Genomic DNA, 17,864 nt, shown 5'->3' with positions numbered 1-17,864 from the left:
GCAGACATGTTCCCGTCTCCTCCGGAGGCGGCGCGGTCGCGCGCGGGTGTGAAAGACGCGGCCGTGGATCACGGCGTGCAGCGGCGGGCTTCATCAACGCTGAGTAAACGGATCGTAATGGAGAGTAAATTTCTCCGCCTCGCATTTGGGGCATTCGGTCCACTGTGTCACCTGATCAAGTGAATAAGCAGCTTTTCATTCGGCATGTCTAACTGACCATCACAGAAGTGCGTGCGAGTTTGGCCGCGCCGTGTCGGCACTTCAACGCAAATAACCTGCAAGGAAGAGGGTGGGCGGATGATGGCCGCCACGAAGAGGATCGCCTTGGGCGTCATGACCACGGCGCTGGTCGCCGTACTCGCCGGCTGCTCCGGGCTCGGATCAGGAGGCTCCGGGTCCGGTGCGGACAGGGAGAAGGGCGCCCACGGGGCCAAGGAGCAGGCCCCGGCCGGGCCCCCGAAGAACGCTGTCAAGCTCATCGGCGACGGCTCCACCGCCTTCACCGGAGCCCAGCCCAAGATGCCGGCCGTCAAGCGTCTGGCGCCCGGTCAGAAGCCGCCGCAGTTCGTGGTGTTCTCCTGGGACGGAGCCGGAGAGGACAGCCAGAAGCTCTTCTCGCACTTCCGCGGCGTCGCCAAGAAGTACAACGCGAAGATGACCTATTTCCTCAGCGGTGTGTACCTGCTGCCGGAGGAGAAGAAGGACCTCTACAACCCGCCTCAGCACTCGGCGGGCCGTTCCGACATCGGGTTCAACGACACCGAGGGCATCCGCAACACCCTCACCGAACTGCGCGCCGCCTGGCAGGACGGCAACGAGATCGGCACGCACTTCAACGGCCACTTCTGTGGCAAGGACGGCGGCGTCGGGGCCTGGTCCATCGATGAGTGGAAGAGCGAGATCACTCAGGCGAAAGGTTTCGTCAAGGGCTGGAAGACCAACACTCCGGAGCTGAAGGCCGAGGCCCCGCTGCCCTTCGACTACGACAAGGAGCTGGTCGGCGCTCGCACCCCCTGCCTCGAAGGGCAGAAGAACATGGTCGCCGCGGCCCGGACCATGGGCTTCCGCTACGACTCCAGCGGTGTCGGCGACCAGGTCTGGCCCAAGAAGAAGGGCGGGATCTGGGACATCCCGCTCCAGCTCGTGCCGATGCCGGGCCGCGCCTTCGAGACGCTCTCGATGGACTACAACTACATGGTCAACCAGTCCGGTACGACGACCCAGGGAGACCCGTCCCAGCACGAGTACTGGGGTGACCAGATGCGCGATGGCCTCCTCCAGGCCTTCGACCGCTCGTACAAGGGCAACCGGGCGCCGCTGATCATCGGCAACCACTTCGAGTCCTGGAACGGCGGCACCTACATGCGCGCCGTCGAGGAGACCATCGCCAACGTGTGCACCAAGGAAGGCGTGCGCTGCGTTTCCTTCCGGCAGCTCGCCGACTGGCTGGACGCCCAGGACCCGCAGGTTCTCGCCAGGCTCAGCACGCTCGCCGTCGGGCAGGCGCCCAAGGGCGGCTGGTCGTCCTACCTCAGTGCCCAGTCCGCTGCCGGGCAGCCCGCGGGCAAGGAGTCGGCCAGGAAGGAGAAGGCTGAGTCCGAGAAGAAGGCTGAGTCAAAGGACAAGGCGGAGTCCGAGGAGAAGGCTGAGTCCGCCGCGCGGAACGCCGAATAGTCCGCATCGACCGGCGTGGGCGTCGCCGGGATCGGCCCGTGACCGATGCGGGATCGCCGGCATCGGCCCGTGACCGATGAGCCCGCTGTGATCGGCCTGGCCGGGTTGGCCAGGCCGATCGCCCACGCTCCATGCGTCGATCACGCGCCCGTCGCGCGCTCGGGCCGCCCGGCCCGCAGCGCCGTGCGGTACGAGGTCGCGGGCCGTGCGCGCCGTGCGCCAGCCGTCAGGCGGGTGAGGCCGCGCCCGCGTGACGTTCGTCCAGCACGAAGGAGGGGTCGACCTGGGCGGCCAGGTCGGCGCCTGTCTTCTCGTTCCCCCAGCTCTCCGCGTTCTTCAGGTGGAAGTGCACCATCTGCCGCGTGTAACGATCCCAGTCGCGCAGCTCGTACGAGTCCTCGGCGGCGTCCTGCAGCGCCTGCAAGGCCATCCGGTTGTCCGCCTCCAACAGCTCGAACCGGGACGACCGGCCCTTCTCCATCGACCGGACCCACTCGGAGTGGCCGAAGCCGGTCAGCAGGTCGTCGCCGACCTCCGAGCGCAGGAACCCCAGATCGTCCGGCCCCTGCACCTTGTTGCCGACGACCTTCAGCGCGACGCCGAAGTCCCGTGCGTACTCCTTGTACTGGCGGTACACCGACACCCCCTTACGGGTCGGCTCGGCCACCAGGAAGGTCATGTCGAAGCGCGTGAACATCCCGGAGGCGAACGAGTCCGACCCCGCCGTCATGTCGACCACGACGTACTCGTCCGGGCCGTCGACGAGGTGGTTGAGGCAGAGCTCGACGGCTCCCACCTTCGAGTGGTAGCAGGCGACGCCCAGGTCGGACTCCGTGAACGGTCCGGTGGCCATCAACCGGATGTCCCCGTCGTCGAGCCGCACCGTACGCGCGCAGGCGTCGAAGATGGGGTTGTCCTCACGGACCCGCAGCAGGCGGGATCCCTCACCGGGCGGCGTCGTCTTGATCATCGTGTCGGAGGACGCGATGCGCGGGTTCGTGCCACGCAGGTAGTCCTTGATGAGCGGGAGGTGCGCACCCATGGCCGGAAGGGCGGCTGCCTCGGCCTCGTCGAGGCCGAGGGCGGCCCCCAGGTGCTGGTTGATGTCGGCGTCCACGGCGACGACATGGGCTTCATTGGCGGCGAGATGGCGGATGAAGAGCGAGGACAGCGTGGTCTTTCCGCTGCCGCCCTTCCCGACGAAAGCGATCTTCATGTTCACCTAGGGTAGTCGCTCGCACGCAATGCGCTGTCGATGTCGGTGAAGAAGGCCACGTGAGGGTGGTCCGCGTACGGGGGGCGCGTAGCCTCCTTACTTATGAGTACGACTGCCTCAGACCCGCTCGCCACGCTCGGCGCCCTGCCCGGGGTGCCCGAGGCCGTGGACTCCGTACGCAAGGCCGTCGACCGGGTCTACGGCCACCGAGTCATGCGCCGCCGAAGCAACGAGGTCACCGCCGAAGCGGCGCTGCGGGGGGCCCGGGGTTCGGCGGCCCTCGCGGGCGCCGACTGGAATCTGGAGGAGGTGCGCCGACGGACCGACTTCAGCGGCGACGGTGACGCGCGTACCGTCGGCGCGGCGCTGCGGCTGACCGCGGAAGCCGGTCAACTGCTCTCCATCTGGCGCCAGTCGCCGCTGCGGGTACTGGCCCGACTGCACCTCGTCGCGGCGGGAGGGGCGGCCCCCGACGACTCCGTCGGTCGTCCCCGCCTGTTCGGTGAGTCCGTAGACGAACCGCTCATCGAGGCCCCGCTGCCCGGTGCCGAAGAGCTTGCCGGACGGCTGGAGGGGCTGTCGCAGCTGATCATCGCCGGCAGTGCCGCGCCTGCCCTGGTCGCGGCAGCCGTCGTGCACGGTGAACTGCTGGCGCTGCGCCCCTTCGGCTCGCACAACGGGCTGGTGGCTCGGACCGCGGAGCGCATCGTGCTGATCGGCAGCGGCCTGGACCCCAAGTCCATCTGTCCGGCCGAGGTGGGCCATGCGGAGCAGGGGCGAGCCGGCTATGTGGCGGCCTTCGAGGGGTACACGGCGGGCACGCCGGAGGGCGTGGCCGCCTGGATCGCGCATTGTGGACGTTCGGTCGAGCTGGGTGTGCGCGAGTCGACCGCGGTGTGCGAGGCGCTGCAGCGGGGCGCGGCCTGACCGTCGCGACCTGGGCGTTCGCCGTCAACCGTTTACGGGCGTTGTCCGCCGTGTGCGGACGGCGCGCGGGGTGGTGGCAAGGGGAAGAGGTTGCGGCGGTACCGGAGTGCGGTACCGCCGCTGGCACGTCCGCCCAGTTACCAAGCGTCCTCGTGATGTGCCCATCAGGTCGGGAGCTTTGCCCGTCACCTGGTGCGGCTGGCCCGTAATCGACGGGTCGACGTCGCGTGGGTACTCGGCTTCCGTGCTCGGTCCGTGGGGCCGTCCATGCGTTACAGGTCATCCTCGCGGATGTCCTTGGTCTCGCGGGCCGTTGACTCCTTTGTACTCCAGGGTCGGGAGAAGGGAAAGCCCTCACCCAACTTCTTTACTTTTATGTTCAATTAGGTGCGAATCGGGCGGCGATGGGTCCGCCCGCCCGGGCACCCGCTTGCCCTCGGCCGGGCCGCCCGGCCGCCGGGCTTGGGCACCCCAGTCGCCGCGTTCGATCGCCGGGCGTGATCGCTGAGCACTGCTCAGGCCGATGCTGTCGCGCCGGTGAGACGGCGTCGGCTGGCGTACCAGACCAGCCCCGCGGTGACGGCTGCCGCTCCGACCGCCGCGGCGGCCACCAGTGCCGGCCGGGGCGGCATCGAGAAGGCAGGAAGCCGCTGCTTCAGTCGGACCGGACGATTGAAGACGAGAATCGGCCACTCGCGAAGGGTCGCTTCGCGGCGGAGCGCGCGGTCCGGGTTGACCGCGTGCGGGTGGCCGACCGACTCCAGCATCGGTACGTCGGTCACCGAGTCGCTGTAGGCGTAGCAGCGTGAGAGGTCGTATCCCTCCGACACTGCGAGCGCCTTCACCGCCTCGGCCTTGGTCGGTCCGTAGGCGTAGTACTCGACCTCGCCCGTGAAGCAGCCGTCGTCGCCGACGACCATGCGCGTGGCGACCACTCGGTCGGCGCCGAGCAGTTCGCCGATCGGTTCGACGACCTCTGCGCCCGAGGTCGACACGATGACCACGTCGCGTCCTGCCGTGTGATGTTCTTCGATGAGGGTGGCCGCCTCGTCGTAGATGATCGGGTCGATCAGGTCGTGCAGGGTCTCGGCGACGATCTCCTTGACCTGCTGTACGTTCCACCCCTTGCAGAGGGCGGAGAGATATTCACGCATCCGCTCCATCTGGTCGTGATCGGCGCCCCCGGCCAGGAACACGAACTGTGCGTACGCGGTGCGCAGTACGGCGCGGCGGTTGATCAGTCCGCCTTGGTAGAAGGACTTGCTGAAGGTCAGAGTCGAAGACTTCGCAATGACCGTCTTGTCCAGGTCAAAGAAGGCTGCTGTGCGCGGCGAGAAGCAGTTTTCCACAACGCTGAGCATAGGGGCCCACCATTCGGCGTAAACTCCGGCGCGTGGGTTTGCCTGAGAAGGCCCTCGGGTACACCATGGAAGTCACGGATCGTTCGCGACCGTGCTAACCCGGCCCGACTCCTCCCCCCCCGAGTCGGCCGTGGGGACGACCCCCGCTCTCCCCCCCGGCGGGGGTCGTCGCATGTCCGGACGCGTTTTCGTCCCGGAGTCCCAGGCTTTCCTCCCTTCCGGCCCGCTCGGGGCCGACTTGTGCGAACGGTTGATGCGCGCCGTGTCTGGTCACAGTCTGTAGTGCGACAGACGCTCTCCGGAAGTCGCTGGTTCGGGTTACGGAGATATTCACAGCCGGGAAGTTGTCCACAGTTTTCCACCAAGATCCACATCTTTTTCCGAGGTGTTGCACGTTGATTCCGCCCACGAAGTCCGTGGGTGCCGGAATCGCGCATCTCGGAAACGCGCCGAGATCGCCGCGAACCGCACTGAAGGGGCAGTGAGAAGGGGCGGAGATCGTGACGGGATCCCTGGTACGAGAAGGGCCGGCGGTCGGCGAAGGCCGACGCGGCGGACCGCTGATCGTGACGGAGGACGTGGAACTGCTGGACGACCTGCTGCGGCTGTGCGCGGCTGCCGGAGCGGAACCGCAAGTGCATCACGGCCCACCGGGGCCGCGGGGCGGCTGGGAGCAGGCGCCGATGGTCCTCGTGGGCGACGATGCGGCGGTGCGGTGCCGCGGGGTGAGTCGCAGGCGCGGAGTCATGCTGGTCGGGCGGGACCAGGACGACCCGGAGGTCTGGCGGCGCGCGGTGGAGATCGGGGCCGAATACGTGCTGCGGCTGCCCGACTCGGAGAACTGGCTCGTCGACCAGATCGCCAACGCGGCCGAGGGGGTGGGCCGGCCCGCACTCACCGTCGGAGTGATCGGCGGCCGAGGTGGCGCAGGTGCGTCCACGCTGGCCTGTGCGCTCGCCGTGAGCGCGGCGAGGTCCGGTCGGCGGACGATGCTGATCGACGGCGATCCGCTGGGCGGAGGTATCGACGTCCTGCTCGGAGGCGAGCGCACCGAGGGCATGCGATGGCCGGATTTCGCCCATTCGAAGGGCCGCCTCGGCGGAGGCGCTCTCGAGGACTCGCTGCCCGCCCTGCATGGACTGCGGGTGCTGAGCTGGGGGCGCGACGACGAGGTGGTCATCCCGCCGCAGGCGATGCAGGCGGTGCTGGCCGCCGCCCGCAGACTCGGCGGGGTGGTGGTCGTGGACCTGCCACGCCGGGTGGACGACGGCGTCGCGGAGGCTCTCGCCCAGCTCGATGCCGGCCTGCTCGTGGTCCCGGGAGAGCTGAGGGCCGTCGCGGCGGCCAAGCGTGTGGCATCCACCGTGGGCATGGTCCTGAAGGACCTGCGGGTGGTGGCCCGCGGGCCTTATGCCGCAGGCCTCGACGAACGCTGGGTGGCCCGGGCCGTCGGCCTGCCTCTTGTCGGCGAACTACCCCTGGAACATGGACTCCTGGCCGCCCAGGACAACGGTGTGCCGCCCGGCGGCAGCGCCCGTGACCCACTGGCCCGTTTCTGCGAGGCGTTCTGGGAGCAGGCGGTCGCCGCACGGGACGCGGGCGTCGCGGCGGCTCCGTACAGCGGAGGAACGCCATGACCGACGCGCTGCTCGACGCGGTACGCCAGCGGCTGGCGCGCAGCGGCGCCGCTCCCACACCGGCCGGGGTCGCCGCCGCGCTGCGTGCCCAGGGAAAGCTGCTGGGGGATGCCGAAGTGCTCGGTGCGGCGGCCGAGCTGCGGGGTGAACTGGTGGGAACGGGCGTGCTGGAGCCGTTGCTCGCTGACCCCGCGGTGACGGACGTGCTGGTCTCCTCGCCCGACCGGGTGTGGGTGGACCGTGGCGGAGGACTCCAGCTGACCGGGATCACCTTCCCGGACGCCGCCGCCGTACGACGGCTGGCCCAACGGCTCGCCGCCGTGGCCGGTCGACGGCTGGACGATGCCCGGCCGTGGGTGGACGCGCGCCTGCCGGACGGGACGCGGATGCACGCCGTACTGCCGCCCGTGTCCGTCGACTCGACCTGCCTCTCCTTGAGAGTGGTCCGGCCACGAGCCTTCTCCCTGACCGAGCTGGTGGAGGCGGGGACGGTCCCCCCGGGCGGCGACCGGATCCTGCGCGCGCTCGTGGAGGCCCGGCTCTCCTATCTGATCAGCGGGGGCACGGGGGCGGGCAAGACGACACTCCTGGCCAGCCTGCTCGGCGCGGTGGGCGCGGACGAGCGGATCGTGCTCGCCGAGGACTCCGCCGAACTGCGGCCCGATCACCCTCACGTGGTGCGCCTGGAATCCCGCCCCGCCAACCAGGAGGGAGCGGGTCTGGTGACGCTGCGGGATCTGGTCCGTCAGGCCCTGCGGATGCGGCCCGACCGGCTGGTGGTCGGAGAGGTCCGAGGCTCCGAGGTGACCGAGTTGCTCGCCGCCCTGAACACGGGACACGAAGGAGGCTGCGGCACTCTCCACGCCAATGCGGCGGGACACGTCCCCGCGCGGCTGGAGGCGCTGGGAACAGCGGCCGGACTGGACCGGTCCGCCCTGCACAGCCAGTTGGCCGCCGCACTCTCGGTGGTCGTGCATCTCGCACGGGACCGGGTCGGCCGACGGCGGATCGCCGAGGTGCACGTCCTGGGGAGGGACACGGCCGGCCTGGTCGTGACCGTGCCCGCTCTGAGCTGGGGAGCCGACGGATTCGTTCCCGAGCGCGGCTGGGAGCGGTTGGCGTCCCTGATCGAAGGTGTGCTGTGACGGGGGTTTCCTGGGCCTATGAGGCGCACGCCGCGGCTCTCTGCGCGGGAGCTGCCGCGTGGCTGGTGGTGATGCGGGAGCCGGGGGCGCGCCGTGCGCGGCTGCTGTTCGCGCATGGAGCCGCGGAGCTGGACCAGCGGCTCCCGCGGCGACCGTGGCCCGTTCTGCTCAAGGCACGTGACGCCACTCGGGAATGGGCCGGAGCGCGGCGCGAGTGGTGGTGCGTACCTGTCGCCGTGTTGCTCGCGCTCCTGGGGGCTTCGGTACTGCCGCTGATCGTCGGCGCGGTTGCTGTACCGCTGGTACGGAGGTGGCTGCGAAGGCGGGATCAGCGGCGGGAGCGGGAGCGGGGGGCCGATGCGGTGACAGCGCTGTGCGGCGCGATGGTCGGGGAGCTGCGGGCAGGACGGGAACCGGGGCAGGCGCTGCTGACCGCGCTGGATGTCGGCTCGGCGGAGGCAGGGGACCGCCCGGCGCGGGAGGGTGCAGGCAGGACGAGCTCGCAGGGTGGATGGCTGGGTGACGCGGAGGCCGCGGTGCTGGCTGCCGCGCGGTTCGGTGGCGATGTGCCCGCGGCACTGCGGCAGGCGTCGGAGAGGACCGGCCTCGGTGGACTGGCGGGTATGGCCGCGTGCTGGCGTGTAGCCGTGGACGGCGGAGCCGGACTGGCATCCGGTCTGGACCGCCTCGATACGGCGTTACGCGCGGAACGGCGCAGACGGGACGAGCTGCGTGCCCAACTGGCGGGGGCCTGGTCGACGGTGGTGGTCCTGGCGCTGCTGCCCGTGGCCGGCCTGGGCCTGGGAGCGGCGCTCGGAGCCGATCCGCTGCGTGTTCTGCTGCACACGCCCGGCGGGCTCGTCTGCCTGACGGTCGGAGGCATGCTGGAGGCGGCCGGGCTGTACTGGGCCTGCCGGATCGTGCGCGCCGGAGAAGCGCCGTGAGCGGGCTCATGAGTGCGGCGACCGGAGAGGCGATCCACAGTCTGGGGGTGCTGGCGGCGGTGTCGGCCGCCGTGGTGCAACTGACTCTCGTCTACGCCGCGGCCCGAAGGAACCGAGCGGTACGCGGGCGGGGAACGCTGCTCCTGGCAACAGACCCGAACGCACGGCAGGGGTGGTGGGCCTGGGCGACGAGGACGATACGCGGCGGGTCTGCCCCGCCCACGGCCTCTTCTTCGGACACGCCCGTCACCACGCGGCGGCAGGGCGGTGGAGAAAGCCGGAGAGGCCTGACCGGGGTGGTGCGGTGGGCGGCTCCGGCGGGGGCCGGGCTGGCCGGCTGGATGCTGGTCGGCGACCTGCTGGGCTGCGCGGTCGGTGCGGCTGCGGCGTACGGGACATGGCGCAGGCAGGCGTCCCGGGCGCGAGGGAGCACGCGTGAGGCCCGCGCGGAACGGGCCGTGATCGCCGGACAACTGCCCCTGGTCGCTGATCTCCTGGCGGCGTGTGTGACCGTCGGCGCCGGGCCGCGTGAGGCCGCGGAGGCGGTGGGCGAGTCCGTGGGCGGGCCGGTCGGCGAACGGCTCGCCGGTACGGCGGCCGAGATCCGGCTCGGCGGCGATCCGGCGGAAGCGTGGGGCGGGTTCGGCGAGACGGCGGGGGCCGGACCGCTGGCCCGTTGCCTCTACCGGGCCGGGGCGACGGGGGCCCCGGCAGCCGAGCCGGTGTCCAGGCTGGGCGAAGCCATACGTGCCGAGCGCGCCGCCGCTGCTGTCGCGCGTGCTCAACGGGCCGGGGTGCTGATCACCGCACCGGTCGGGCTCTGCTTCCTCCCGGCCTTCCTGGCGGTCGGAGTGGCACCCGTGATCATGGGCCTGGCCGGCAGTCTGCTGGCCGCCCGCTGAGGGCTTTTCCGCCAGGGATTGCGGGACAGCCCTCAGGCCGGGAGCGCGATCACCTGTCGCTTTGGTCGGCGCCTTCTGCCACCGCTGGTGCTGGCGCTGGAGCTGCCTGAGGCTCTGCGGCTCGTGCCGCTTCGGGTCGCCCAGGCCGTTCATCGGGTGCCGTAACGGCATCCCAACTCTCTGTCGATTCTGTCCGGGGGACGAAAATGGAAAATAAGTTCGAGGAGCGAGGCGTTGGTGAACGGGGCCGCGCACGCTTGTCACTGTGGTTTTCGGATCGCCCTGCGATGTGGTTCGCGTGGTGGCCGGCGCGGCGGGTTCGATCCGATCGCGGGATGACCACGTCGGAATACGCGGTGGGGACCATCGCAGCCTGCGCGTTCGCGGCGGTGCTCTACAAGGTGGTCAACAGCGGGCCGGTGATGTCGGCCATGCAGTCCTTGGTCGAGGACGCGCTCGATGCGAAGTTCTGAGACGAGGCCCGGACGCGGTGTGCGTTGGCGCGCGTGCGGGGTTGGGCGTGTGGGCTCGCGGGATGAACGGATTCGGGACCCAGACCGTGGGGCGGTGACGGCCGAGGCGGCCGTGGTCATCCCCGTACTGGTGGCTTTCGCGATGGCGTTGCTCTGGGCTCTGGTCGCGGCCTCCGACCAGATCCGGTGCGTGGACGCGGCCCGCGCGGGGGCGCGGGCGGCGGCCCGTTCGGAGCCGGAGGCCGAGGTGTTGGCGGCGGCTCGGGACGCTGCGCCTCGGGGAGCCCGCGTCGCCGTTCGCAGGGCGGGGGATCTGTGGCGGGTGCGCGTGGAGGCGCCGACGCCGGGGCCGGATGGCTTGGGCGTGACGCTGAGCGCCGAGGCGGTTGCCTTGGCGGAGGACACCGTCGGCGTGGGCGGGGAAGGAGCGTGGCGGTGAGGAGAGCCGAGGCGGGGCAGTACCGGGTCCGCCGGCACCGGGGCCGAGGCGTCGGCCACAGCGAGCAGTACCGGCGCGGAGGCCGGGCGGGGAGGAGCGGCCGGGGACCAGACCGGCGGCGGGCCCGGCTGGTGAAGCCGAGATGGGTGCGCGGCCGGGGCCAGGCTCAGAGCCAGGGCCGGGACCAGGGCCGGGGCCAGGCTCAGGGCCAGGGCCGGGGCCAAGGCCGAGGCCAGGCTCAGGGCCAGAGCCAAGGCCGGGACGGGGACCGGGGTACGGCGACGGTGTGGGTCGCCGTCACCGGGGTCACCCTGTGCGCGGTGTTCGCCGTCGTACTGGCCCTGGGCCAAGCCGTGGCCGCTCGTCACAGGGCAGGCGGCGCGGCGGACTTGGCGGCCCTTGCGGCGGCCGATCGAGCCCTGGAGGGGCCGGCGGCAGCGTGTGAGGCGGCGGGACGTGTCGCCCTGGCGCAGGACGCCTCGATCGTCCGGTGCGTGGTGGAGGGGGAGACCGCGGATGTGACCGCCCGGGCGGGATTCGGGCTCTATGAACCAGCTGTCAGGTCACGGGCGGGGCGGCCCTCAGGAGTTCGGTGAGGAGGCGTACGGCACCGCGCTTGTGCAGGGGCTCGTTGCCGTTGCCGCACTTCGGCGACTGGATGCAGGAGGGGCAGCCCGCCTCGCACTCGCAGGAGGCGATGGCCTCGCGGGTCGCGGTGAGCCAGGTGAACGCCGTGTGGAAGGCGCGTTCGGCGAATCCCGCGCCGCCGGGATGGCCGTCGTACACGAAGACCGTCGGCAGCAGGGTGTCCGGGTGCAGCGGTACCGAGACTCCGCCGATGTCCCACCGGTCGCAGGTGGCGAAGAGCGGCAGCATCCCGATCGACGCGTGTTCGGCGGCGTGCAGGGCGCCCCCGAGGATCTCCGGGTTGATCCGGGCCGCGTCCAACTGGTCCTCGGTGACCGTCCACCAGACGGCACGGGTGCGCAGGGTGCGGGGAGGCAGGTCGAGCTTGGTCTCGCCCAGGACTTCCCCGGTGATCAGTTTCCGGCGGAGGAAGGACACGACTTGGTTGGTGACCTCGACGGAGCCGTAGCAGAGGCGTCCCTGGCCCCAGGGGATCTCGGTGTCCGTATCCAGGACGGTGATGGCCGTGGTGTCGCGGGCGACGGTCGAGTACGGCGGTTCGGCCTGCTCCACCAGTGCCACCGAGTCCTCCAGGTCCAGTTTCCGCACGAGGTAGGTGCGGCCCTGGTGGAGGTGGACGGCGCCCTCGTGGACGGCCGTGTGCGCGGCGGCGTCGTCGACCGTCCCGAGGAGGCGGCCGGTGCCCTCCTCCACGATCTGCACGGGCCGGCCGCCCTCGCCGCGGATGTCGGTGAGATCCGCCGCCCGCTCCCGGCGGGTCCAGTGCCAGCCCGCCGCCCGCCTGCGCAGGAGCTTCGCGGCCTCCAGCTGAGGCAGCAGCTCGGGTACGGCCGGCCCGAACAGCGCGATGTCGGACGCAGTGAGCGGCAGCTCCGCGGCGGCGGCGCACAGGTGCGGCGCGAGGACGTACGGGTTGTCCGGGTCCAGCACGGTCGACTCCACCGGCTGCTGGAACAGCGCCTCGGGGTGGTGCACCAGATACGTGTCCAGCGGGTCGTCCCGGGCCACCAGGACGGCAAGGGCGCCCTGCCCCGAGCGGCCGGCCCGGCCCGCCTGCTGCCAGAGGGAGGCCCGGGTGCCCGGATAGCCGGAGATGACGACGGCGTCGAGGCCGGAGACGTCGATGCCGAGTTCGAGGGCGGTGGTGGCCGCCAGGCCGAGCAGTTCACCGGAGTGGAGGGCTCGTTCCAGGGCGCGGCGTTCCTCGGGGAGGTAGCCGCCGCGGTAGGCGGCGACCCGCTCGGGCAGCGAGCGGTCGATCTCCGCGAGACGTTCCTTGGCGATCACCGAGATCAGCTCGGCCCCGCGCCGGGAGCGGACGAAGGCGACCGAGCGGACGCCCTGCACGGTCAGGTCGGTGAGCAGGTCGGCGGTCTCGGCCGTCGCGGTACGGCGTACGGGGGCGCCGTTCTCGCCGTGCAGCTCGGTGAGCGGGGGCTCCCACAGGGCGAAGACCAGCTCGCCGCGCGGTGAGGCGTCGTCCGACACCTCCGTGACCGGAAGGCCGGTGAGCCGCCCGGCGGCGACCGCCGGCTCCGCCGAGGTGGCCGAGGCCAGGAGGAAGACCGGGTCGGCGCCGTAGCGCGCGCAGAGGCGGCGCAGCCGGCGCAGCACCTGGGCGACGTGGGACCCGAAGACGCCCCGGTAGGTGTGGCACTCGTCGATGACGACGAAGCGCAGCGCGCGGAGGAAGGAGGACCAGCGGGGGTGGGACGGCAAAATTCCCCGGTGCAGCATGTCGGGGTTGGTCAGGACGTAGTTCGCGTACTGCCGTACCCACTCGCGTTCCTCGACAGGCGTGTCGCCGTCGTAGACCGCGGGCCGGAAGGCGTTGCCGAGCGGGGCCGCGAGCCCCTTGACCGAACGCCGCTGATCGGCCGCCAGAGCCTTGGTGGGCGCGAGGTAGAGAGCGGTGGCTCCGCGGCCGTTCGGGGCCTCCGAGCCGTCCAGGAGCGTGCTGAGGACCGGCGCGAGGTAGGCGAGCGACTTGCCGGACGCCGTGCCGGTGGCGATCACGACGGATTCGCCGTCCAGCGCGTGCTCGGCGGCGGTGGCCTGATGCGCCCACGGATGCTCGATTCCGGCCTTCCGGATCGCCGAGATCACTTCTGGTCGGATGCGATCGGGCCAGATGGCATGGGTTCCCGCACGCGGGGGCAAGTGCTCCGTATGAGTGATGCGCGCGGCCCGGCCCGCCCCTGTGGCGAGCCGGTCGAGGATCATGGCGGGAGAGGGGCGCATGCCCCCACTCTCGGGTGGTCGTCCGGGACGGTGATTCTTGGCCATCGGCACCGAGTGTGTCACTGGCGTGACGGACAATGGTCCCAAGGCGTCGTGCATGGCTGCTGGTAAGTGATTGAATGCCATCGCGGCTGGCGATCCGTCCCCTGGCCTCCGTCGGGGAGACCGAGGGGCGACCGCTCGATAGCAAGGTGCTGGAGGATCCGTGGACCTGTCCCTGTCGACTCGCAATGTGTCCGGGCCTGGTGGCGACCGTACGGTCGTCGAGGTCGGTGGCGAGATTGATGTGTATACCGCGCCCAAGCTGCGCGAGCAGTTGGTCGAGTTGGTGAATGACGGCAGCTACCACCTGGTTGTCGACATGGAAGGTGTCGACTTCCTCGACTCCACCGGCCTCGGCGTGCTCGTGGGCGGCTTGAAGCGTGTCCGGGCCCATGAGGGCTCGTTGCGCCTGGTCTGCAACCAGGAGCGCATTCTCAAGATCTTCCGGATCACGGGACTGACCAAGGTGTTCCCGATTCACACCACGGTCGACGAGGCTGTCGCCGCCACCGACTGAGGTCGGCGCGGGTCGGCTCCGGTCGTGCCCGCAGGGCGGTGAACAGGCCGGCAGCGGCAGCGTGTGGGCCGCGACGGGCAGGCGGTCGGCTTTCGGGTCGGCTGTCGGCTTCGTCGGCTTCCGGAGGAGGAGAGGCAGGGGTGCCGGGCCGTAGGACCGGGCCTCTGAGGCGTACGCCCGAACGTTCGAGGGGGATCGCATGGCCACCGTTGAACTCCGCTTCAGCGCTCAGCCTGAACATGTCAGGACGGCCCGCCTGGTGGCAGCCGCCGTGGCGCGCCGGGCCGGGGTCGACGAGGCGGTGCTCGACGAGGTCAGGCTGGCCGTCGGCGAGGCGTGCAGCCGAGCGGTGGGGCTGCACCGCAGCCACGGCATCACCGCTCCGGTCAGTGTGGCGCTGACCGAGGAGGAGAAGATCTTCTCCATCGAGGTGGGCGACTGCATTCCCGCCCCGGGAAGCGGCTCCGGCGGAACGCCGGGGGCGCGCGGCGGGGCCTCCGGGGCGGCCCCGGGCGGGCCTGACCACGAGGCCGACGGGGACGGCGATGACGATATGGGCCTCGCGGTCATCAGCGGCCTCGTGGACGACATGGAGGTCCGTTCCGGTGCTGAGGGCGGAGTGATCCGGATGAGCTGGCCGACGGCGGCCCACGTTCCGGTCGAGCCCTGAGCCGAGCACGGTCGCCCTTCCGGGACCACCCACCGGCCTTGCCGCCCGTCCGAACCCGTCCGTGCACCTGAAACCGTGGTGCCGTGTGTCTTTTGTCCAAGGACTGGACTGGACTTGTCCCGCAATCCCTGGTGGGACAACCCTCAGGCCCTGCTGAGCAGGGCCTTTCTTCGTGTCGCGCAGCTGCTGAAGCAGCGGTAATGCTTCCGGGCTATTACTGCATTCGAGCACAATGCCTCTCCTGATCTTTCGGCGTTGGAAGGAGAGGGCTCATTTCTCTTCCCGCCCACTGTTTTGATCGGGTTCCGCTCCCTACAATCCGTCCACGTCTTGAGCGCTGAGCGTCAAGGAGGACGTATGGCGGAGTTCTTCACCACCCCAATGGCTGCACTGACGCAAGAATCCGCACTTTCCGGCCGGACCGCCTCACTCGCGGCGGCGGTGCTCACCGAGGGCAACCGCGTGATCGTCGTGGTGGTGGCTCTCGTCGCGATCGCCGCGCTGGGCGTGGCCGGGCTGCTGGCACGCCAGGTTCTGGCGGCGGGCGAGGGCACCGGACGCATGAAGGAGATCGCCGCGGCGGTCCAGGAGGGCGCGAACGCCTATCTGGCCAGGCAGTTGCGTACGGTCGGTGTTTTCGCCGTGATCGTGTTCTTCCTGCTGCTCGTGCTCCCGGCCGACGACTGGTCGCAGCGTGCGGGGCGTTCGCTCTTCTTCCTGGTCGGCGCGCTTTTCTCGGCGGCGACCGGATACATCGGAATGCGGCTCGCCGTACGGAGCAATGTGCGAGTGGCCGCCGCGGCGCGAGAGGCGACTCCGGCGGAAGGTGAACCGGAAAAGGATCTCACCGCCGTCTCGCACAAAGCGATGAAGATCGCTTTTCGTACCGGTGGCGTGGTCGGCATGATCACCGTGGGGCTCGGGCTGCTCGGCGCTTCCTGCGTGGTTCTCGTCTACGCCGCGGACGCGCCCAAGGTGCTGGAGGGATTCGGGCTCGGCGCGGCTCTGATCGCCATGTTCATGAGGGTCGGCGGCGGAATCTTCACCAAGGCCGCCGACGTGGGCGCCGACCTCGTGGGCAAAGTGGAACAGGGCATCCCCGAGGACGATCCGCGCAACGCGGCCACCATCGCCGACAACGTGGGCGACAACGTCGGTGACTGCGCGGGCATGGCCGCCGACCTCTTCGAGTCGTACGCCGTCACGCTCGTCGCCGCTCTGATCCTCGGCAAGGCCGCCTTCGGGGACGCGGGGCTGGCCTTTCCGCTGATCGTTCCGGCGATCGGCGTGCTCACCGCCATGATCGGGATCTTCGCCGTCGCACCGCGCCGCACCGACCGCAGCGGAATGACGGCCATCAACCGGGGATTCTTCATCTCGGCGGCCGTCTCGCTCGCCCTGGTCGCGGTCGCCGTCTTCGTCTACCTGCCCTCCACCTACGCCGAGCTGGACGGCGTCACGGACGGGGCGATCGCCGCGCACGGCGGCGACCCGCGGATCTTCGCCCTGGTGGCGGTGGCCCTCGGCATCGTCCTGGCCGGCCTCATCCAGCAGCTCACCGGCTATTTCACCGAGACCACCCGCCGGCCGGTCCAGGACATCGGCAAGTCGTCGCTGACCGGCCCGGCGACGGTCGTCCTCGCCGGCATCTCCATCGGTCTGGAATCCGCCGTCTACACCGCCCTGCTGATCGGCCTCGGCGTCTACGGGGCCTTCCTGCTCGGCGGCACGTCGATCATGCTGGCGCTCTTCGCGGTGGCGCTCGCAGGGACGGGCCTGCTCACCACCGTCGGGGTCATCGTCGCCATGGACACCTTCGGCCCGGTCTCCGACAACGCCCAGGGCATCGCCGAGATGTCCGGGGACGTCACCGGCGCCGGGGCCCAGGTGCTCACCGACCTGGACGCCGTCGGCAACACGACGAAGGCCATCACCAAGGGCATCGCGATCGCGACCGCCGTCCTGGCGGCTGCCGCGCTCTTCGGGTCCTACCGCGACGCCATCTCCACGGCCGTCGCCGACGTGGGGGCGGGGGCAGGGGAGCTCGGGCTGAGCCTGGACATCTCGCAGCCCAACAACCTCGTCGGCCTCATCCTGGGCTCAGCCGTCGTCTTCCTCTTCTCCGGACTCGCCATCAACGCGGTCTCGCGCTCCGCCGGCGCCGTGGTGCACGAGGTCCGACGGCAGTTCCGCGAGCATCCCGGGATCATGGACTACACGGAGAAGCCCGAGTACGGACGAGTCGTCGACATCTGCACCAAGGACGCCCTGCGCGAACTGGCCACCCCGGGACTGCTCGCCGTCCTCGCGCCCATCGCGGTCGGGTTCACGCTCGGCGTCGGCGCGCTCGGCTCGTATCTCGCGGGCGCGATCGGCACCGGCACGCTGATGGCGGTCTTCCTCGCCAACTCCGGTGGTGCGTGGGACAACGCCAAGAAGCTCGTCGAGGACGGTCACTACGGCGGCAAGGGCAGCGACGCCCATGCCGCGACCGTCATCGGCGACACGGTCGGCGACCCCTTCAAGGACACGGCGGGTCCGGCGATCAACCCGCTGCTCAAGGTGATGAACCTGGTCGCGCTGCTCATCGCCCCGGCGATCGTGCAGTTCAGCTACGGAGGGGACGCGAACCCGTGGGTACGAGCCGTGGTGGCGGTCTTCGCGCTGGCCGTCATCGTCGGTGCGGTCTACGTGTCCAAGCGGCGCGGCATCGCCGTGGGCGACGACGACAGCGGCCCCACCGGCGGTGTCGGCCCGCCGGCCCCGTCCCCGGACCCCGCAGCCGCCCCGTGAGCGGCGCGGACGCGGGCGCGTCGCCCAGCGTCGCCGGGTGACGCGGGGGCAGATGACGGGCGGGCGGCGTGTGCTGATGCACCGTCTGCCCGTCTGCCCGTCTGCGACGTTTGACGTCTGCCTGTCCGCGACGTCTGTTACGGGCCTGCGCGTCTGCCGCCGGTCTGCCCGTCGCCCGTCGCCCGTCAGCATCTCGCCTCTGCTCATCGCTCGCCCGCCCGTGCCCGTCTGCCCG

General features: G+C 70.7%; 16 protein-coding genes. 13 read left to right on the top strand and 3 right to left on the bottom strand.

The genetic code is table 11. The features are described 5' to 3' along the window. Together EES43_RS31000 and EES43_RS12790 are read left to right on the top strand one after the other, a co-directional pair. The coding region (locus EES43_RS31000; RefSeq protein ID WP_206430045.1) for a hypothetical protein at positions 1–183 on the top strand (183 nt) is incomplete at its 5' end. A 114-nt stretch (positions 184–297) separates the two neighbouring features. Continuing rightward, complete coding sequence (locus EES43_RS12790) at positions 298–1,674, top strand: polysaccharide deacetylase family protein (RefSeq protein WP_124268846.1); 1,377 nt, start codon at positions 298–300, stop codon at positions 1,672–1,674. Between the two features lie 226 nt (positions 1,675–1,900). Here EES43_RS12790 and EES43_RS12785 read toward each other — a convergent pair whose 3' ends face one another. Further along, positions 1,901–2,890, bottom strand: coding sequence for an ATP-binding protein (locus EES43_RS12785; protein WP_124268845.1), 990 nt, complete (start codon positions 2,888–2,890; stop codon positions 1,901–1,903). A gap of 102 nt (positions 2,891–2,992) precedes the next feature. On the opposite strand from EES43_RS12785, the gene EES43_RS12780 reads away from it, so the two are divergent. Continuing rightward, positions 2,993–3,817, top strand: coding sequence for a Fic family protein (locus tag EES43_RS12780; RefSeq protein WP_124268844.1), 825 nt, complete (start codon positions 2,993–2,995; stop codon positions 3,815–3,817). Positions 3,818–4,332: 515 nt separating this feature from the next. Here the strand turns inward: EES43_RS12780 and EES43_RS12775 are convergent. Then, positions 4,333–5,178: an HAD family hydrolase gene (locus EES43_RS12775; protein WP_124268843.1), complete on the bottom strand. Its 846-nt coding sequence runs from the start codon at positions 5,176–5,178 to the stop codon at positions 4,333–4,335. A gap of 500 nt (positions 5,179–5,678) precedes the next feature. On the opposite strand from EES43_RS12775, the gene ssd reads away from it, so the two are divergent. The 7 genes from ssd (at position 5,679) to EES43_RS31845 (ending at position 11,314) form a co-directional block, all read left to right on the top strand. Further along, positions 5,679–6,815, top strand: coding sequence for a septum site-determining protein Ssd (ssd, locus tag EES43_RS12770; protein ID WP_124268842.1), 1,137 nt, complete (start codon positions 5,679–5,681; stop codon positions 6,813–6,815). Then, positions 6,812–7,960: a TadA family conjugal transfer-associated ATPase gene (locus EES43_RS12765; RefSeq protein WP_124268841.1), complete on the top strand. Its 1,149-nt coding sequence runs from the start codon at positions 6,812–6,814 to the stop codon at positions 7,958–7,960. Before ssd ends, EES43_RS12765 begins: the two co-directional genes overlap by 4 nt. After that, complete coding sequence (locus tag EES43_RS12760) at positions 7,957–8,904, top strand: type II secretion system F family protein (RefSeq protein WP_241192399.1); 948 nt, start codon at positions 7,957–7,959, stop codon at positions 8,902–8,904. Before EES43_RS12765 ends, EES43_RS12760 begins: the two co-directional genes overlap by 4 nt. 8 nt (positions 8,905–8,912) lie before the next feature. Further along, positions 8,913–9,806: a type II secretion system F family protein gene (locus tag EES43_RS12755; protein ID WP_124271949.1), complete on the top strand. Its 894-nt coding sequence runs from the start codon at positions 8,913–8,915 to the stop codon at positions 9,804–9,806. 287 nt (positions 9,807–10,093) lie between these two features. Further along, positions 10,094–10,279 carry a DUF4244 domain-containing protein gene (locus EES43_RS12750; protein ID WP_124271948.1) on the top strand — a complete coding sequence of 62 codons (186 nt, stop codon included), beginning with the start codon at positions 10,094–10,096 and terminating at the stop codon, positions 10,277–10,279. Beyond that, the gene (locus tag EES43_RS12745) at positions 10,266–10,718 is read left to right on the top strand and encodes a TadE family type IV pilus minor pilin (protein WP_124268840.1); all 453 of its coding nucleotides are present in this window, start codon (positions 10,266–10,268) and stop codon (positions 10,716–10,718) included. Before EES43_RS12750 ends, EES43_RS12745 begins: the two co-directional genes overlap by 14 nt. Beyond that, entirely contained in the window at positions 10,709–11,314 is a 606-nt protein-coding gene (locus EES43_RS31845) for an Rv3654c family TadE-like protein (RefSeq protein ID WP_346774283.1), read from the top strand. The genes EES43_RS12745 and EES43_RS31845 overlap by 10 nt, the downstream gene beginning before the upstream one ends. Here the strand turns inward: EES43_RS31845 and EES43_RS12735 are convergent. Next, positions 11,277–13,733 (bottom strand): DEAD/DEAH box helicase, encoded by a 2,457-nt coding sequence (locus EES43_RS12735; protein ID WP_124268839.1) that lies wholly within the window; start codon positions 13,731–13,733, stop codon positions 11,277–11,279. The genes EES43_RS31845 and EES43_RS12735 overlap by 38 nt on opposite strands. 79 nt (positions 13,734–13,812) lie before the next feature. Here EES43_RS12735 and EES43_RS12730 point away from each other — a divergent pair, with 79 nt between their 5' ends. From EES43_RS12730 to EES43_RS12720, 3 genes are all read left to right on the top strand, one after another. After that, positions 13,813–14,166, top strand: coding sequence for an STAS domain-containing protein (locus EES43_RS12730; RefSeq protein WP_003967428.1), 354 nt, complete (start codon positions 13,813–13,815; stop codon positions 14,164–14,166). A gap of 199 nt (positions 14,167–14,365) precedes the next feature. Further along, entirely contained in the window at positions 14,366–14,836 is a 471-nt protein-coding gene (locus EES43_RS12725) for an ATP-binding protein (protein ID WP_124268838.1), read from the top strand. A gap of 357 nt (positions 14,837–15,193) precedes the next feature. Continuing rightward, positions 15,194–17,629: a sodium-translocating pyrophosphatase gene (locus EES43_RS12720; protein WP_124268837.1), complete on the top strand. Its 2,436-nt coding sequence runs from the start codon at positions 15,194–15,196 to the stop codon at positions 17,627–17,629. Positions 17,630–17,864 lie beyond the last annotated feature (235 nt).

The sequence above is a fragment of the Streptomyces sp. ADI96-02 genome, assembly GCF_003846185.1.
Classification (GTDB): domain Bacteria; phylum Actinomycetota; class Actinomycetes; order Streptomycetales; family Streptomycetaceae; genus Streptomyces.
Note: the sequence above shows the minus strand (reverse complement) of the source record. Positions and strands in the feature narration are given on the sequence as shown.

Excerpts from the sequence above, each read along its gene's own strand:
- EES43_RS12790 (WP_124268846.1), top strand. The coding sequence starts at position 298 with ATGATGGCCGCCACGAAGAGGATCGCCTTGGGCGTCATGACCACGGCG.
- EES43_RS12745 (WP_124268840.1), top strand. The coding sequence starts at position 10,266 with ATGCGAAGTTCTGAGACGAGGCCCGGACGCGGTGTGCGTTGGCGCGCG.
- EES43_RS12725 (WP_124268838.1), top strand. The coding sequence starts at position 14,366 with ATGGCCACCGTTGAACTCCGCTTCAGCGCTCAGCCTGAACATGTCAGG.
- EES43_RS12775 (WP_124268843.1), bottom strand. The coding sequence starts at position 5,178 with ATGCTCAGCGTTGTGGAAAACTGCTTCTCGCCGCGCACAGCAGCCTTC.
- EES43_RS12735 (WP_124268839.1), bottom strand. The coding sequence starts at position 13,733 with ATGGCATTCAATCACTTACCAGCAGCCATGCACGACGCCTTGGGACCA.
- EES43_RS12750 (WP_124271948.1), top strand. The coding sequence starts at position 10,094 with ATGTGGTTCGCGTGGTGGCCGGCGCGGCGGGTTCGATCCGATCGCGGG.
- EES43_RS12720 (WP_124268837.1), top strand. The coding sequence starts at position 15,194 with ATGGCGGAGTTCTTCACCACCCCAATGGCTGCACTGACGCAAGAATCC.
- EES43_RS12765 (WP_124268841.1), top strand. The coding sequence starts at position 6,812 with ATGACCGACGCGCTGCTCGACGCGGTACGCCAGCGGCTGGCGCGCAGC.
- EES43_RS12780 (WP_124268844.1), top strand. The coding sequence starts at position 2,993 with ATGAGTACGACTGCCTCAGACCCGCTCGCCACGCTCGGCGCCCTGCCC.
- EES43_RS12755 (WP_124271949.1), top strand. The coding sequence starts at position 8,913 with ATGAGTGCGGCGACCGGAGAGGCGATCCACAGTCTGGGGGTGCTGGCG.
- EES43_RS12785 (WP_124268845.1), bottom strand. The coding sequence starts at position 2,890 with ATGAAGATCGCTTTCGTCGGGAAGGGCGGCAGCGGAAAGACCACGCTG.